A 16,329-nucleotide genomic window follows, 5' to 3' on the forward strand; every position below is an offset into this window, starting at 1 on the left:
CCCATTCGACGGTTTAAGAGGCCCGCCGCCCCCTTTTCGGCCGCGACGCTTACCCGAGCGCAAGACCTTGAAAATTCTAAGGCGAGCAACCCTAGCAGCGAACGACGTTCATCGCAGGTTGCAACTCTGCGCTGTGGATGGCGACGCGCGAAGGGCCGGGGAGATTTCCCGGCCCATCGCATCGTTCTGAACGGCCCCGCCCAGGGGGCCGCCGGGAGAAGGCTCAGCCCTTCTTGGGCGGAGTGGCCGGCCAGCTCTTGATCAGGGTGTCGTAGTCGATCGTCTCGCCCTTCGGCTTCTCGTTGGCCAGCTTGCGCTGCGGCGCGATCGTGCCGGCCTTCTCGGCCTTCACGTACCACTCCTCGGCCGAGGTCTTCGGGTTCAGCTTGGGGCCGCATTCGCCCTGCACGCCCGACTTCTCGATGCGCTCCATGACGGCGTCCTGCGCCGCCGCGAGCGCGTCCATGGCCTGCTGCGGCGTCTTCGCGCCCGAGGAGGCGTCGCCGATGTTCTGCCACCAGAGCTGCGCGAGCTTCGGGTAGTCGGGGACGTTGTTGCCCGTCGGGGTCCACTGCACGCGCGCCGGCGAGCGGTAGAACTCGATCAGGCCGCCGAGCTTCGGCGCCCGGTCGGTGAAGCTCTTGTCCCAGATGTCGCTCTCACGGATGAAGGTGAGGCCGACATGGCTCTTCTTCAGGCTCACGGTCTTGGCCGTGATGAACTGCAGGTAGAGCCAGGCCGCCTTGCGGCGGTCGACCGGGGTGGACTTCAGCAGCGTGGCGGACCCGGCGTCCTGGTAGCCGAGCTTCATGCCGTCCTTCCAGTAGGCGCCCTTGGGCGAGGGAGCCATGCGCCACTTCGGCGTGCCGTCCTGGTTCATCACCGGCAGGCCGGGCTTCACCATGTCGGCCGTGAAGGCGGTGTACCAGAACATCTGCTGGGCGATGTTGCCCTGGGCGGGCACCGGGCCGGCCTCGCCGAAGGTCATGCCCTGCGCCTGCGGCGGGGCGTATTTCTTCAGCCACTCGATGTATTTGGTGATCGAGTAGACGGCCGCCGGGCCGTTGGTGTCGCCGCCGCGGTCGATGGAGGAGCCGACCGGGCGGCAGCCCTCCATGCGGATGCCCCACTCGTCGACCGGCAGGCCGTTCGGGATGCCCTTGTCGCCGTTGCCCGCCATGGACAGCCAGGCGTCCGTGAACCGCCAGCCGAGCGACGGGTCCTTCTTGCCGTAGTCCATGTTGCCGAAAACCTTCACGCCATCGACTTCCTTGATGTCGTTGGTGAAGAACTCGGCGATGTCCTCATAGGCGGACCAGTTCACCGGAACGCCCAGCTCGTAGCCGTACTTGGCCTTGAACTTCTCCTTGAAGTCGGGCCGCTGGAACCAGTCGTACCGGAACCAGTAGAGGTTGGCGAATTGCTGCACCGGAAGCTGATAGAGTTTGCCGTCCGGGGCGGTGCCGAAGGACTTTCCGATGAAGTCGTCGACGTCGAGCCCCGGATTGGTGACGTCCTTGCCCTCCCCCGCCATCCAGTCGGTGAGGTTCACGGCCTGCTTGTAGCGGAAATGGGTGCCGATCAGGTCGGAGTCGTTGATCCAGCCGTCATAGATGTTCTTGCCGGACTGCATCTGCGTCTGGATCTTTTCGACGACGTCGCCCTCCTGGATGAGGTCGTGCGTGAGCTTGATCCCGGTGATCTCGCTGAAGGCCTTGGCGAGCGTCTTCGCCTCGTATTCATGCGTCGTGATCGTCTCGGAGACGACGTTGATCTCCATGCCGGCGAAGGGCTTCGCGGCGTTGATGAACCACTCCATCTCCTTGAGCTGCTGATCCTTGGTCAGCGTCGAGGGCTGGAACTCCTGGTCGACCCATTTGCGGGCTTCGTCCATCCCGGCGCATGCCGAACCGGCGCCCAGCATCAAGGCCAAAAGGCTCGCCCCCGCAATCCAACCGCGCTTGTCAATCCGCGTCGTCATCGTCATTCCTCCTGTGAAAGCGTCGTTCTTGATCGCCGCCTTGCTGGCGGTCTTGACGTGTTGCAGCCGCTCTAGACCCAGCGGAACACCGCTGCGGCGTAGAGAAGGGAGAGGATGGAAGCCGCCCAGACGTCGTGGCCGACGAGGCCGAGCCAGGCCAGATGAATGAAGGCGGCGCCGAGCAGCGTGATGAACAGCCGGTCGCCGCGCGTCGTGGGCAATGTCAGCACCCCCACGCGCGCCCTCTCGGGCCGCATGATCCCCAGCGCGGTCATGGTCGCCAGCGCGAGGGCGATGCCGGCGAAGAACAGGGCGGTCTGCCAGGTCCACGCCATCCAGGCGAAATCCATCACACCCTCCCCAGGGCGAAGCCCTTGGCGATGTAGTTGCGGACGAACCAGATCACGAGCGCGCCTGGGATCAGGGTCAGCACGCCGGCGGCCGCCAGCACGCCCCAGTCCATGCCCGCCGCCGAGACGGTGCGGGTCATGGTGGCGGCGATCGGCTTGGCGTTGACGGAGGTGAGCGTGCGGGCGAGCAGCAGCTCCACCCAGGAGAACATGAAGCAGAAGAAGGCCGCCACCCCGATGCCGCTGGCGATCAGCGGGATGAAGATCTTCACGAAGAAGCGCGGGAAGGAGTAGCCGTCGATCGCCGCCGTCTCGTCGATCTCGCGCGGCACGCCGGACATGAAGCCTTCCAGGATCCACACCGCCAGCGGCACGTTGAAGAGGCAATGCGCCAGCGCCACGGCCCAGGGCGTGTCGAACAGGCCGATCGCCGAGTAGAGGTTGAAGAACGGCAGCGCGAACACGGCCGGCGGCGCCATCCGGTTCGACAGCAGCCAGAAGAACAGGTGCTTGTCGCCCAGGAAGCGGTAGCGCGAGAACGCATAGGCGGCAGGCAGCGCGAAGGAGATCGACAGGATCGTGTTCAGCGCCACATATTTGATGGAGTTGATATAGCCGTTGTACCAGCTCGGATCGGTGAAGATCTTCTTGTAGTTGTCGAAGGTCAGGCCATGCGGAAACAGGGTCAGCGTCGTCGTGATCTCGGTGTTGGTCTTGAAGCTCATATTGATGAGCCAGTAGATCGGCGCCATCAGGAGCACGATGTAGAGCACGATGATGAACCGTCCGCCGCGCATCAGGCCGCTCCCTGCTTGGCGTCGGCCGACGTCATGACCGTGTAGAAGACCCAGCACACCGCCAGGATGATGAGGTTGTAGACGATCGACAGCGCCGCCGCCTTGCCGAGGTCGAACTGCCCGAGCGCCAGCTTCACCAGTTCGATGGACAGGAAGGTGGTGGAGTTGCCCGGCCCGCCGCCCGTCACCACGAAAGGCTCGGTGTAGATCATGAAGCTGTCCATGAAGCGCAGCAGCACCGCGATCAGGAGCACGCGCTGCATCTTCGGCAGCTGGATGGTGCGGAACACCGCCCACCGCGAAGCCCCGTCGATCCGGGCCGCCTGGTAGTAGGCGTCGGGGATCGACTTCAGCCCGGCGTAGCACAGCAGCGCGACGAGCGACGTCCAGTGCCAGACGTCCATGGTGACGATGGTCACCCAGGCGTGCAGCGGATTCGACACGTAGTTGTAGTCGATCCCGAGCTTGTTCACCGCCGCGCCCAGCAGGCCGATGTCGCTGCGGGCGAAGATCTGCCAGATCGTGCCGACCACGTTCCACGGGATCAGCAGCGGCAGCGCCATCAGCACCAGGGTGGCGGCCACGCGCCAGCCTTCGCGCGGCATCGAGAGCGCGATCACGATGCCGAGCGGCACCTCGATGGCCAGGATGATGGCCGAGAAGGCGAGGTTGCGCCACAGCGAGGCGAAGAATCGTCCCCCGAGATCGGTCGAGGGATCGAGCAGTTCGACGAACCAGCCCACCCCGTTCCAGAAGAACTGGTTGTTCCCGAACGTGTCCTGGACCGAGTAGTTGACCACGGTCATCAGCGGGATCACGGCCGAGAAGGCCACGATCAGCATCACCGGCAGCACCAGCAGCCACGCCATCTGGTTGACGGGCTTGATCATGCCGCGCCTTCCTCGCCGGCCACCCGGCGCCCGTCCGCATAAATGTGGATCCTGGCCGGATCCAGCCTCAGGATCGCCTGGTCGCCGTCGAAGCTGGCGTCCTCCGCCACCGAGGCCGCGATCGTCCTGCCGCCCAGCTCGACCCTGGCGATGCGCGAGCGGCCGAGATCGTCGATCCGGCGGATGCGCACGGAAAGGCCCTCGCCGCCCGTCTCCAGCGTGGCGAATTCCGGCCGCACGCCGAGTTCGATGCGCGCGCCGTCGGGCAGCCTGGGATAGCTGCGCGACAGCGGCGTCGCGGCGCCGTCGACATAGGCCGTCGCGCCCTCCACCCGGCAGGGCAGCACGTTCATGCCGGGCGAGCCGATGAAATGCCCGACGAAGACGTGCTCCGGCCGGTCGAAGAGCTCGTCCGGCGCGCCGGTCTGCACCACCGCGCCGTCATGCATGACCACGACCGTGTCGGCGAAGGTGAGCGCCTCCGTCTGGTCGTGGGTGACGTAGATCATCGTCAGGTCGAGCTTGCGGTGAAGCTCCTTCAGGGTCGACCGCAGCTGCCATTTCAGATGCGGGTCGATCACCGTCAGCGGCTCGTCGAACAGGATCGCGGCCACGTCGGGCCGCACCAGTCCGCGGCCGAGCGAGATCTTCTGCTTGGCGTCCGCCGTGAGGCCGCTCGCCCGCCGGTCCAGATGCGGCGTGAGGTCGAGGAGCTGGGCGATCTCCTCCACCCGCACCCGGGCCGCCCTGGCGTCGACGCCGCGATTCTTCAGCGGGAAGGCGAGGTTCTCCCGCACCGTCATGGTGTCGTAGACCACCGGAAACTGGAACACCTGCGCGATGTTGCGCGCCTCGGTGGGCAGCCGCGTCACGTCCCGGTCGTCGAACAGGATGCGCCCGTGGGTGGGCTCGACCAGTCCGGAGATGATGTTCAGCAAGGTCGTCTTGCCGCAGCCCGAGGGCCCGAGCAGCGCATAGGCGCCGCCCTGGCGCCAGACATGGTCGATCTCCTTGAGGGCGAAGTCCTCCGGGCCGCGCGGGTTGGCCTTGTAGGAGTGGGCCAGTTTGTCGAGCGTGATGCGGGCCAAGGCGTCGTCCTCACGCGGCGAGTGCGAAATCGGCCGCGACGGTGCGGCCGGACGGATCGAACAGGAACAGGCGGCGCGGCTCCACATAGGCGGTGAGCGTGGAGCCGGGCTCCAGCCGGTGGACCCCGGGGACAAGGGCCACGAAGCGGTGCCCGCCCACATCCATGTGGACGAAGCTCTCGGACCCGGTGATCTCCACCACCGACACCGTGGCGGCCAGCGGGATCGCGTCGGCGCTGGTCCTCTCGAGGCCCAGGTGATGCGCCCGGAAGCCGAGGTCGTAGCGCCCGTCGGGAACGCCGGCGAAGGGACCCGAGGTGGCGACCACCTGGCCGGTGCTGAGGGACACCATCCCGCCATGGCGGGCGCCGGTCATCAGGTTCAGCGGCGGATCGGAGAAGACCTGCGCGGTGACGAGGTCGCGCGGCCGGCGATAGACCTCCGCGGTCGGGCCGAACTGGGTGAGCCGGCCCTGGAACAGCGTCGCGGTCGCCCCGCCCAGCAGCAGCGCCTCGGACGGCTCGGTCGTCGCGTAGACGAAGACCGCGCCGGACTGGGCGAAGATGCGCGGCAGCTCCTCGCGCAATTCCTCCCGCAGCTTGTAGTCCAGATTGGCGAGCGGCTCGTCGAGCAGGACCAGGTCCGCGCCCTTCACGAGCGCCCGCGCGATGGCGGTGCGCTGCTGCTGGCCTCCCGAGAGCTCCAGCGGCTTGCGGTCCAGATAGGGTTCGAGCTTCAGGATCGCGGCGGCCTCGCCCACCTTGGCGCGGATCTCCGCCGCGCTCCGCCCGGCGACCCGCAGCGGCGATGCGATGTTCTCGAACACCGTCATGGCCGGGTAGTTGATGAACTGCTGGTACACCATCGCGACGTTTCGCTTCTGCACCGGCAGTCCCGTCACGTCCCGGCCGTCGACGAGGATGCGGCCGCGGCTGGGGGCGTCGAGCCCCGCCATCAGCCGCATCAGCGAGGTCTTGCCGGCCAAGGTGGCGCCCAGCAGCACGTTGAGCGAGCCGTTCCCGAGCGTCATCGAGATGTCGTCGAGATGGGTGTCGGGACCCACGTCCTTGCCGACCGATTGGAGTTCGAGCGTCATGGCGCGGCCTGCCTTTCGGCGTCCGCCGCCTGGCTCGCCGGGGCGGGACGGCGACGGTCCATGAACGCGGCCAGCGCGGCCTGCTCGTCGGCCGTGAGCCGCAGGCCGAGCTTGCTGCGCCGCCAGAGCACGTCGGCCGCCGTCCGGGCGAACTCCTCGTCCATGAGGTAGCGCACCTCGCGCTCCGTCAGGTCCGCGCCGAAGACGCGGCCGAGATCCGCGAAGCTGCGCGCGTCGCCCAGGAGGCGCTCCGTGCGCGTGCCGTAGGCCCGCACGAGCCTGCGGGCGAGGCCGGCCGGCAGCCACGGCCGGCGCCGCGCCGTCTCGGCCACGAGGTCGTCATAGCCGGTCTTGGGAAAGTCGCCGCCCGGCAGCGGCGCGCCGCCCGTCCATGAGGGCTTGCCGGCCGCCGGCAGGAGGCCGTCGAGCTTGGCCAGGGCCGCCTCGGCGAGCTTGCGATAGGTGGTGATCTTGCCGCCGAACACCGACAGCATCGGCGCGCCGTCCGAGGGCGCGTCCAGCGTCAGCACATAGTCGCGGGTGGCCTCCTGGGCCTTGGACGCCCCGTCGTCATAGAGGGGCCTCACCCCCGAATAGGTCCACACCACGTCCTGGCGGCTCACCGGCGCCTTGAAGTACTCGCTGGCCGCCTGGCAGAGATACTCGACCTCCTGCTCGCTCGCGGCGACGGTCGAGGGGTCGCCCGAGAAGTCCTTGTCCGTCGTCCCGATCAGCGTGAAGTCCCGCTCATACGGAATGGCGAAGACGATGCGGTTGTCGGAGTTCTGGAAAATGTAGCACTGGTCGCCGTCGAAGATCTTGCGCACCACGACGTGGCTGCCCTGGACGAGCCGGACGGCGGCCGGGATGTTGGATCCGAGCGTGGCGTTGGCGACCTCCGCCACCCAGGGGCCGGCGGCGTTGACCAGGGTCCGGGCGAACGTCACGCCGCTCTCGCCGTCCTGCGTCACGGTCTCGATCCGCCAGAGGCCCTCGGCGCGCCGGGCGCCGACCACCCGGGTGCGGGTGCGGATCGAGGCGCCGCGCTCGGCGGCGTCCATGGCGTTCAGCACCACGAGCCGGGCGTCCTCCACCCAGGCGTCGGAATATTCGAAACCCTTTGCGAAGATCGGTTTCAAAGGGCGCCCGGCCGGATCGCGCGTGAGGTCCAGGGTCCGGGTCGCCGGCAGCAGCTTGCGGCCGCCGAGATTGTCGTAGAGGAACAGCCCCAGCCGCAGCAGCCAGGCCGGCCGCAGGCCGGCGTGGTGGGGCAGCACGAAGCGCAGCGGCCACACGATGTGCGGGGCGATGCCCCAGACCACCTCGCGCTCCTTCAGCGCCTCCCGGACCAGCCGGAACTCGTAATATTCGAGATAGCGCAGTCCGCCATGGATGAGCTTGGTCGAGGCGGACGAGGTGGCGCTGGCGAGGTCGTTCTGCTCGAACAGCACCACGGACGCGCCGCGGCCGGCCGCGTCCCGCGCGATGCCGGCGCCGTTCACGCCGCCTCCGATGATGGCGAGATCGAACGTCTCGTCCGTCACTCAGCGTCCTCCCTGCGCCATCCTGCGCGAGTCAGCCCTCGCTTGACCGCCAGACTACCAGTGTCCAGGTTGCGCGCAATCGCAAAACGAAACCAAAAACGAAATCAGTCCGCCGCCGCCGCGCCCGGCGCCGACGCCGGCGGGCCGGTCTCGATCACCTCGATCGACTCGCGGCGGCACAGTTCGCGAATCGGCTCCGCCGGCACGCGGTCCGTCACGAACATGTCGACGTCGCCCAGATGGCCGATGCGCACCGGCGCCGAGCGCTCGAATTTCAGGCTGTCGGCCACGAGCAGCGTCTTGCGGGCGTTCTCCATGATGGCGCGCGACACCCGCACCTCGCGATAGTCGAAGTCCAGGAGCACGCCCTCGGGATCGATCGCGGACGTCCCCACCACCGCATAGTCCACCTTGAACTGGCGGATGAGGTCGATGGCCGCCGCGCCCACGACCCCGCCGTCCGACCGCCGGACAGGCCCGCCCGCCACGATCACCTCGATCTTGGGATGCGGATAGAGCAGCGTCGCCACGTGCAGATTGTTCGTGATCACAAGCAGTCCCGCATGATCCTTCAGGCAGCGCGCGACCTCCTCGGTGGTCGTGCCGATATTGATGAACAGGGATGCGTTGTTGGGGATGAGCGACGCCGCCGCGCGCCCGATGGCGGCCTTCTCGTCCCGGGCGATGAAGCGCCTCGCCTCATAGGCCAGGTTCTCGACGCTGGACGCCACCACCGCGCCCCCATGGACGCGCGACAGGATCCGCTGGTCGCAGAGCTCGTTGAGGTCCTTGCGGATGGTCTGGGGGCTGACTTCGTAGCGCAACGCGAGGTCGTCGACGCTGACCCGCCCCTGCATGCGCGCGAGCCCGATGATCTCGCTCTGGCGAGGCGACAGGGTCTGCATCCGGTTCCCTCCGGCTTCTGTGCGAGCATAGCTTCGATTTGCGCGCGTTTCAGTCAAAATCGCGCGTGAACCGCGTCTTTCCGCGCGCCGGTCGACAAGGCGTCGCCGCGGCCCCACCTTAGGGCGTCCATGACGTCAGCTCACGCCAGCCCCGCAGCCCCCCAAGCGCGCCCCCCGGCCGGGGACCGTCCGCCGCCGCCCGGGACGCAGACCTGGCGCGCCCGCCTCGGCGCGCTGCGGCGGATCCCGGCCCTGTTCCGCCTCGTCTGGGAGGCGAGCCCCTCCCTCACCCTCGGCAGCATGCTCCTGCGCCTCAGCCGGGCGCTCCTGCCCGTGGCGGCGCTGTATGTCGGCAAGCTGATCATCGACGAGGTCGTGCTCCAGACCCGCGCCGGCGCTCCCGGCCCCGGCTTGTCCGACTGGCTGGCGAGCGGACGCCTGGCGCGCCTCGGCCTACTGGTCGGCGCGGAATTCGGCCTCGCCATCGTGGCGGACGCGCTCGCCCGGGCGAGCAATCTCGTCGACAGCCTGCTGGCCGAACTCTACAGCAACCACGCCAGCATCCGGCTGATGCGCCATGCGGCCACGCTGGACCTCGCCCACTTCGAGAACACCGATCAGCAGGACCGGCTGGAGCGGGCCCGCCGGCAGGTCACCGGGCGCACCACCCTGCTCACCCAGCTCTTCGGCCAGGCGCAGGATCTCGTCACCGTCGCCTCGCTGGCGGCGGGGCTGATGGCCTATGAGCCGCTGCTGATCCTCATGCTGCTGGCGGCCCTCGCGCCGGCGCTGATCGGCGAGATCCACTTCAACGCCCAGGGCTACCGGCTCAATTATTTCCGCACGCCGGAGCGCCGCAAGCTGGACTATGTGCGCTATCTCGGCTCCAGCGTCGAGACCGTGAAGGAGGTCAAGCTCTTCGGCCTCAACGACTTCCTGGTCGAGCGGTTCAGGCGCTACGCCGACGCCATGTACCGGGACAACCGCCGCCTGGCGGTGCGCCGCGCCGCCTGGGGGGGCGGCCTGGCCGCGCTCGGCGCGCTCGCCTATTACGTCGCCTATGCGGTGATCGCGCTGCGGACCGTGCAGGGGCAGTTCAGCCTCGGCGACCTCACCTTCCTGGCGGGCTCCTTCCTGCGTCTGCGCACCTTGCTCGAAGGCCTGCTGCTCGGCTTCTCGCAGATCGCCGGGCAGGCGCTCTATCTCGACGACCTGTTCTCCTTCTTCGACATCAAGCCGGACATTCTCTCGCCCGCCCACGCGCTGCCCTTCCCGAGCCCGATCCGGCGGGGGGTGACCTTTGAGAATGTCGGCTTCCGCTATCCGGACACGGACCGGTGGGCCGTCCGGGGCCTGAACCTCACCCTGAAGGCCGGCGAGGTCCTCGCCCTGGTGGGAGAGAACGGCGCGGGCAAGACCACCATCGTGAAGCTCCTCGCAAGGCTCTACGACCCGACGGAAGGCCGCATCCTGCTCGAGGGCCGGGATCTGCGCGACTACGACCTGGCGGAGCTGCGCAGCCATGTCGGCGTGATCTTCCAGGACTTCGTGAGGTTCCACTTCACCGCCGGCGAGAATATCGGCATGGGCCGCATCGCCGAGGCGCAGGACCAGGTCCGGGTGCGCGACGCGGCCGAGCGCAGCCTGGCCGACCAGGTCGTCGCCCGGCTGCCGCAGGGCTACGACCAGCCGCTCGGCAAGCGCTTCAGCGACGGCTACGACCTTTCCGGCGGCGAGTGGCAGAAGATCGCGATCGCCCGCGCCTATATGAGGGACGCCGACATCCTGATCCTGGACGAGCCCACCGCGGCGCTCGACGCGCGCGCCGAGTTCGAGGTCTTCCAGCGCTTCGGCGACCTATCCCGCGGCCGGACGGCGGTGCTGATCTCGCACCGCTTCTCCACCGTCCGGATGGCCGACCGCATCGTCGTGGTGGAGGGCGGCCGGGTCGTCGAGGAAGGCTCGCATGACGACCTCGTCCGAGCCCGGGGCCGCTACGCCGAGCTCTTCGAGCTGCAGGCCGCCGGCTACCGCTGACGCCTCAGATCGAGAGCGCCACGCCGAGGCGGCGGGCCGAGCCGGCGATATGGCGCCGCATCGCCGCCATCGCGCCTGCGGGGTCGCCGCTCGCCAGCGCCATGACGATCGCCCGGTGCTCCGACACGGTCTCGGCCAGCGTGGCGCGCCCGGCCATCGGGGCGCGCTGCGTCTCCTCCATGGCGGCGCGGGCGGAGCGGTACATGCTCGCCAGCAGCGGGTTTCGCGCCGCCTCCATGATGGCGTCGTGGAACGCCGAATCGCAGGCCGCCATGGCGACGAGGTCCGAACGGCGCATCGCCTCGGTCATGTCCTCCACCAGGGCGGCCACATGCGCCAGCTGCTCCTGCCCGATCCTCTCGGCCGCCAGCGCGGCCGCCGATCCCTCCAAGGCGAGCCTCGCCTCATAGACGTCGCGCGCCGAGCCGGCGTCCAGGCTCCGGCCGCGGGGACCGCCCGACGCCGGATGGGCGACGAAGACGCCCAGCCCGGGCCTGATGTCGATCAGCCCCAGCGTCTCCAGCACGGACAGAGCCTCCCGCAGCGAGGCGCGGCTGACGCCCATGGTCTCCGAGAGCCCGCGCTGGGCCGGCAGCCTGTCGCCAGGCCGAAGCGTGCCGTCCACGATTTGCTGCTGGATCTTGGCCGCGACGTCATGGGGCGTCTTGCTGGGACTGGGCCGCTGATGGGCCACGAACGCATCCAACACGTGCGGGTCCTCCTGTGCGCGACGCGAAGGCGGACTGCGCTCCGGGGAGGCGCCGCCTGACGCGTCTATCGGCTTGACCGGACCGGTCCGGGGCCATCACTATGCACTGGTCAGACCGGCCAGACCAGTGCCGGCGAGAGGGGAGACTTTCACATGCGTCACGCCACGTTGGGGCACGCCTGGAGAACCGCAACCGCCGCCATCGCGATCGCCCTGGGGCTGGCGGGATCGGCGAACGCCCAGTCCACGCTCAAGGTGGGCGCCAATATCGGCAACGTGCCGTGGGAGTTCCAGGACGCGCAGGGCAAGTCCGTCGGCTTCGAGATCGACCTCGTGAACGAGGTCGCCAAGCGCAACGGCATGACGGCCGAGATCGTCAACATCCCCTTCCAGGGCCTGTTCGCGGCCGTGCAGTCCGGCCAGATCGACGCGGCGGTCTCGTCCATCACCATCACCAAGAAGCGCCTGGAGAGCGTCGCCTTCGCCCAGCCCTACTACGACAGCGACCAGTCGCTGACCGTCACGAAGGCGTCGGGCGTCAAGAACGTGGCCGGCCTCGCGGGCAAGGTCATCGGCGTCGACACGGGCTCGACCGGCGACATGTGGGCGACGCAGAACCAGGCGACCACCAAGGTCAAGGAGATCCGCCGCTACGAGGGCCTCAACCCGGCCATGCTGGACCTCGCGGCCGGCCGCATCGACGGCTATGTCTCCGACATTCCGGCGCTGCTCTACTACATCAAGGACAAGCCGCAATTCGCCGTCGTCGAGCGGATCAAGACCACCGAGCAATACTCGGTGATGACCGCCAAGAACTCGCCCCTCCTGCCCAAGATCAACGACGCGATCACGGCCATGAAGAAGGACGGCTCCCTCGCCGCGATCCACAAGAAGTGGTTCGGAACCGACCCGGATGTCGGCATGGCCACCGCCACCGTGCTCGAGATCCCCAAGCTCTGATCGAACCGAAGCGGGCCGGGGCGGGCCCTGAGCCCTCCCCCGGCCGCCAGGACCCGGCATGGACATTTTCGAGACGTTCCTGAACGGCCGCGTCTTCCTGGAGACGCTGCCGCTGATCCTGTCGGGCCTGAGCACCACGCTGCTGCTCGGCGTTAGCAGCATCGTGGCCGGCTTCCTGCTCGGGCTCGCGCTGGCGCTGGTGCGCCTCTACGCCGCGACGCCGTGGCGCCTGCTTGCGATCGGCTATATCGACCTCTTCCGGGCGATCCCGATCCTGGTCCTGCTGATCGTCATCTACTACGCGCTGCCCTTCGCCGGGCTGAGGCTCTCGGCCTTCACCTCGGCCATGAGCGCGATCTCCATGGTGGCGGCCGCCTACAGCGCCGAGATCTTCCGCGCCGGCATCGAGGCGGTGCCCTCCGGTCAGTTCGAGGCGGCGCGCGCGCTGGGCCTCCCGCCCTGGCTGGTGATGTCGAAGGTCGTGCTGCCCCAGGCGCTGCGCATCGTCGTGCCGCCGATGACGTCGAACGCCATCAACGTCCTGAAAGACACCGCCCTCGCCTCGGTGGTCGCCATGCCGGACCTGCTCAAGCAGGCGACGCAAGCCCAGGCGCTCGCCGCCAACCCGACGCCCCTGATGGCGGCCGCCGGCATCTATGTCCTCATCCTGCTGCCCCTCGTGCGCCTCGTCGGCCACATGGAGAAGAGCTGGGCCATCGGCCGGCGCTGATCCGGCGCCGTCCTCGCCGCCCCACCCTGCACCACGGACCCCCGCCATGAGCCCAGTCTCCTCGCCCCCGACGCTCGACCTCGACTTCGTCCGCTCGCAGTTTCCCGCGCTGGCGCTCGGCGACTGGGCCTATATGGACAACGCCGGCGGGTCGCTCGTGCTCAAGGGCGTGGCGGACCGCATCTCCGACTACCTGCTCACCACCAGCGTCCAGCATGGCGCGAGCTACGAGGCCTCGGTCCACGCCACGGAGCGGCTGGCCCAGGCGCGCGCCCGCATCGCCACCCTGATCGGCGCGGAGCGCGCCGAAGAGGTCGTGCTCGGGCCGTCGACGACGCAACTCATGCGCAATCTCTGCGCCGCGATGGCGAGCCAGTTCCAGGCCGGGGACGAAGTGATCGTCACGGATTTCGATCACGAGTCGAATATCGGCCCCTGGCTGCAGCTGAAGGAGCGCGGGGTCGTCTTCCGCACCTGGGCGATCGATCCCGGCAGCTTCGAGATCGACCTTGGCCAGCTCGACGCGCTCCTGAACCCGCGCACGAAGCTCGTCTGCGTCACGCACGCCTCCAACATCCTGGGCGCCATCAACCCCGTCGCGGAGATCGCCGCGCGCGTCCATGCGGCGGGCGCGCAGCTCTGCGTCGACGCCGTCGCCTATGCGCCCCATCGCGCCGTCGACGTCGCGGCGTCCGGGGCGGACTACTACGTGTTCTCGTTCTACAAGGTCTACGGGCCGCACTTCGCCGTGATGTGGGGGCGCCACGAGCGGCTGCTCGATCTCGACGGGCTCTATCACTGGTTCTACGGCAAGGACAAAGTCCCCGGGAAGCTGGAGCCCGGCAACACCAACTACGAGCTCGCCTGGGGCTGCGTCGGCATCGTCGACTATCTGGAGAAGCTGGGCGGCGGCGAGGGCCGCCCCGCCGTGGTCCGCGCCTTCGACGCCATCGCCCGGCACGAGGAGGCCCTGGCCGAGCGCCTTCTGTCCTGGCTCCGGGCCCGCAACGACGTCCGCATCGTGGGTCCCCGCACGGCCGACCGCGCCGTGCGCGCGCCGACCATCTCCTTCAAGGCGGCGGGCCGCGACTCCGCCGAGGTGGTCAGGGCGGTCGATCCGCACAAGGTCGGCATCCGCTTCGGCGATTTCCACTCGCGCAGGCTGGTGGAGAATCTCGGGCTGGCGGAGGGCTCCGGCGTGATCCGGGCGTCCCTCGTGCACTACAACACCCTGGAAGAGGTCGACCGGCTGATCGGCGCGCTGGACCAGGCGCTGGCCTGACGCCCGCGCGGCTGAGCCGTCGGGACGCGACGCGCGGCACGCGCGTTGCTCGATCCCGCCACAGCCGTTGTGGACGTCCCGATCCGGGACGGCGGCCGGAGGACGACCCATGCCCGCCTTCGACGAGATGGACGACGAAGCGCTGACCACCTGGCTGGTCGGCGCCCTGATGGAGGCCCAGCGCCGCGGCCTCACCACCGTCATGATGGCCGAGCCCGCCACCGCCGAGGCCCTGGCGGCCGAGGCCGAGACCGAGGCGACCGCGCCCACGAGCTCCGCTGTGCACTGAGCCGCGCCGGACGCCCGGCGAAGCGGAGCTTCAGGCCGCCGCGGCCAGGAAGTCCCGCACGGCCGCGATGAAGGCCTCAGGCTGCTCGAGCGGCGGGCAATGGCCGCAGCCCGGCAGCTCGAGATAGGTCGCGCCCGGCACGCCGTCGGCGATCTGCCGGCACAGGGCCGGCGGCGTGGCGGCGTCGAGTTCGCCGCAGACCACCAGGGTCGGAACCTGGATCCGGCCGAGCTCCGGCACGAGATCGGTTCCCATCAGCGTCCTGCAGGCCGCCACGAAGGCGGCTGGCTGCATCGCCAGCAGGACGGCGCGGCGCTCGTCCACCGCTTCGGGGTGCTGCGCCAGATAGGCCGGGTGGAAGACCCGGTTGGCCGAGATGGTCGCCACCGATGCGATCCCCTCCGCCGTCACCTTCTCGGCCATGATCCGGAAGGCGTCCGCGCCGGCGGGCGGGAAGCCGGCGGCCGCGTCCGACAGCACCATGCGGCCGACCAGGGAGGGGTGGCGCAGCGCCATCGCCAGCGCCACGGTGCCGCCGAAGCCGTTGGCCAGCACGGTCGCGCCGGGCGCGATCCCCGCGCCGTCGAACACCGTCGCGACATGGTCCGCATAGGCGTCGATGCCCGGCTCGATGACCCGCGAGCCATGGAAGCCCGGCAGGTTCACGAGCGTGACCCTGAAGCGCTCGGCCAGCCACGGCAGCACCGAGTCGAAGGCCGCCCGATCCGCCAGGAGGGAGTGAATGACGAGCAGGTCCGGGCCCGCCCCGGCCTGCGCGGCCGTCAGGCCGGATCCGCTGATCTCGATCGTTCTGACGTCCGCCATCGTCGTCAATCCTCCCAACATGATATTTCACTGTCTCGGACGAGGACGCCCAGACGCCAAGCCGCCAAGCCGCTTCCCGGCGAGATGCCGTCCGAATGGCCCCAGTTTGCCCCGATCCGCCCCTTGTGCGAGCCGAATTGGCTTGTATGATATTCCACATGTCGACGCAAACGCAGTCCCTGATGCGTGACGAGGTGCACCGCGAGCTGCGGCGTCAGATCCTCGACTGCACCATCGCGCCCGGCGCGGAGCTGCGCGAAGGCGAGTTGGCCGACCGCTTCAGCGTCTCCAAGTCGCCCATCCGCGACGCCCTCCTGCGGCTCGAAACCGAGCGCCTCGTGGTCGTCCATCCGCGCAAGGGCTACCAGGCCGCGGCCATCTCGCTCTCCGACGCCGCGGACCTGTTCGACCTGCGCGCAATCCTGGAGCCGGCCTGCGCCCGCGACGCGGTCGGCCGCGCGACCGACGAGGCGCTCGGCAGGCTGGACGCCTATCGCTCGCTCGAGCGCTACGCGGGGCTTCCCGGCAACGACCCCGCCCCGTCCTTCGTGGTCTACAACCGCGACCTGCACATCGCGATCGCCGGCCTGTCGGCCAACCGCCGGCTCCGCGACGCGACCGTGGACCTCATCGAGCAGTTCGACCGGCTCGTGATCGTCAGCGTCAACCAGTCCTCGCCCGAGGGGCGCGAGAGGCTGGTCGCCGAGCACGGCGCGATCATCGACGCCCTGCAGGCCCGCGACGGCCGCGCCGCCGGACGCCTCCTCGCCGATCACGTGGCCCGGGCGCGCAAGCGCGTCCTGGCCGCCCTCTCCCGCCTCGCCGTCGTTCCGTAGGCGCTCCCGC

The 16,329-nt window shown here is 69.1% G+C and carries 16 protein-coding genes; 6 read left to right on the forward strand and 10 right to left on the reverse strand.

What is annotated here, in order from left to right; genetic code table 11:
• Window positions 1–223: 223 nt before the first annotated feature.
• From ACYVO7_RS12980 to ACYVO7_RS13015, 8 genes are all read right to left on the reverse strand, one after another.
• Window positions 224–1,981: an ABC transporter substrate-binding protein gene (locus ACYVO7_RS12980; RefSeq protein ID WP_460450238.1), complete on the reverse strand. Its 1,758-nt coding sequence runs from the start codon at window positions 1,979–1,981 to the stop codon at window positions 224–226.
• Window positions 1,982–2,052: 71 nt separating this feature from the next.
• Window positions 2,053–2,331, reverse strand: coding sequence for a DUF2160 domain-containing protein (locus tag ACYVO7_RS12985; protein WP_460450239.1), 279 nt, complete (start codon window positions 2,329–2,331; stop codon window positions 2,053–2,055).
• The gene (locus ACYVO7_RS12990) at window positions 2,331–3,128 is read right to left on the reverse strand and encodes a carbohydrate ABC transporter permease (protein WP_460450240.1); all 798 of its coding nucleotides are present in this window, start codon (window positions 3,126–3,128) and stop codon (window positions 2,331–2,333) included. Before ACYVO7_RS12990 ends, ACYVO7_RS12985 begins: the two co-directional genes overlap by 1 nt.
• The gene (locus ACYVO7_RS12995; protein WP_460450241.1) at window positions 3,128–4,018 is read right to left on the reverse strand and encodes a carbohydrate ABC transporter permease; all 891 of its coding nucleotides are present in this window, start codon (window positions 4,016–4,018) and stop codon (window positions 3,128–3,130) included. The genes ACYVO7_RS12990 and ACYVO7_RS12995 overlap by 1 nt, the downstream gene beginning before the upstream one ends.
• A complete protein-coding gene (locus ACYVO7_RS13000) occupies window positions 4,015–5,106 on the reverse strand; it encodes an ABC transporter ATP-binding protein (RefSeq protein WP_460450242.1) in 1,092 nt (363 codons plus the stop codon). The genes ACYVO7_RS12995 and ACYVO7_RS13000 overlap by 4 nt, the downstream gene beginning before the upstream one ends.
• A 10-nt stretch (window positions 5,107–5,116) precedes the next feature.
• Window positions 5,117–6,202, reverse strand: coding sequence for an ABC transporter ATP-binding protein (locus ACYVO7_RS13005; protein WP_460450243.1), 1,086 nt, complete (start codon window positions 6,200–6,202; stop codon window positions 5,117–5,119).
• The gene (gene glpD / locus ACYVO7_RS13010; protein ID WP_460450244.1) at window positions 6,199–7,746 is read right to left on the reverse strand and encodes a glycerol-3-phosphate dehydrogenase; all 1,548 of its coding nucleotides are present in this window, start codon (window positions 7,744–7,746) and stop codon (window positions 6,199–6,201) included. Before glpD ends, ACYVO7_RS13005 begins: the two co-directional genes overlap by 4 nt.
• Before the next feature lie 104 nt (window positions 7,747–7,850).
• The gene (locus tag ACYVO7_RS13015) at window positions 7,851–8,651 is read right to left on the reverse strand and encodes a DeoR/GlpR family DNA-binding transcription regulator (RefSeq protein WP_460450245.1); all 801 of its coding nucleotides are present in this window, start codon (window positions 8,649–8,651) and stop codon (window positions 7,851–7,853) included.
• 129 nt (window positions 8,652–8,780) lie between these two features.
• Here ACYVO7_RS13015 and ACYVO7_RS13020 point away from each other — a divergent pair, with 129 nt between their 5' ends.
• On the forward strand, window positions 8,781–10,688 hold the full coding sequence (locus ACYVO7_RS13020) for an ABC transporter ATP-binding protein (protein ID WP_460450246.1): 1,908 nt from the start codon (window positions 8,781–8,783) through the stop codon (window positions 10,686–10,688).
• A gap of 4 nt (window positions 10,689–10,692) precedes the next feature.
• Here the strand turns inward: ACYVO7_RS13020 and ACYVO7_RS13025 are convergent, their stop codons facing one another.
• The gene (locus ACYVO7_RS13025) at window positions 10,693–11,397 is read right to left on the reverse strand and encodes a FadR/GntR family transcriptional regulator (protein ID WP_460450247.1); all 705 of its coding nucleotides are present in this window, start codon (window positions 11,395–11,397) and stop codon (window positions 10,693–10,695) included.
• A 153-nt stretch (window positions 11,398–11,550) separates the two neighbouring features.
• Here ACYVO7_RS13025 and ACYVO7_RS13030 point away from each other — a divergent pair, with 153 nt between their 5' ends.
• From ACYVO7_RS13030 to ACYVO7_RS13045, 4 genes are all read left to right on the forward strand, one after another.
• Window positions 11,551–12,357, forward strand: a complete 807-nt coding sequence (locus tag ACYVO7_RS13030; protein WP_460450248.1) for a transporter substrate-binding domain-containing protein — start codon at window positions 11,551–11,553, stop codon at window positions 12,355–12,357.
• A 58-nt stretch (window positions 12,358–12,415) separates the two neighbouring features.
• The gene (locus ACYVO7_RS13035) at window positions 12,416–13,087 is read left to right on the forward strand and encodes an amino acid ABC transporter permease (protein WP_460450249.1); all 672 of its coding nucleotides are present in this window, start codon (window positions 12,416–12,418) and stop codon (window positions 13,085–13,087) included.
• A 46-nt stretch (window positions 13,088–13,133) separates the two neighbouring features.
• The gene (locus tag ACYVO7_RS13040) at window positions 13,134–14,369 is read left to right on the forward strand and encodes a cysteine desulfurase-like protein (protein WP_460450250.1); all 1,236 of its coding nucleotides are present in this window, start codon (window positions 13,134–13,136) and stop codon (window positions 14,367–14,369) included.
• Window positions 14,370–14,478: 109 nt separating this feature from the next.
• Window positions 14,479–14,658 carry a hypothetical protein gene (locus tag ACYVO7_RS13045; protein ID WP_460450251.1) on the forward strand — a complete coding sequence of 60 codons (180 nt, stop codon included), beginning with the start codon at window positions 14,479–14,481 and terminating at the stop codon, window positions 14,656–14,658.
• Between the two features lie 30 nt (window positions 14,659–14,688).
• Here the strand turns inward: ACYVO7_RS13045 and ACYVO7_RS13050 are convergent, their stop codons facing one another.
• Window positions 14,689–15,483 carry an alpha/beta fold hydrolase gene (locus ACYVO7_RS13050; RefSeq protein WP_460450252.1) on the reverse strand — a complete coding sequence of 265 codons (795 nt, stop codon included), beginning with the start codon at window positions 15,481–15,483 and terminating at the stop codon, window positions 14,689–14,691.
• A 158-nt stretch (window positions 15,484–15,641) separates the two neighbouring features.
• Between ACYVO7_RS13050 and ACYVO7_RS13055 the strand changes: the two genes are divergently transcribed.
• Window positions 15,642–16,319, forward strand: coding sequence for a GntR family transcriptional regulator (locus tag ACYVO7_RS13055; RefSeq protein ID WP_460450253.1), 678 nt, complete (start codon window positions 15,642–15,644; stop codon window positions 16,317–16,319).
• Window positions 16,320–16,329: the final 10 nt, after the last annotated feature.

This window comes from Alsobacter sp. SYSU BS001988 (assembly GCF_054796215.1).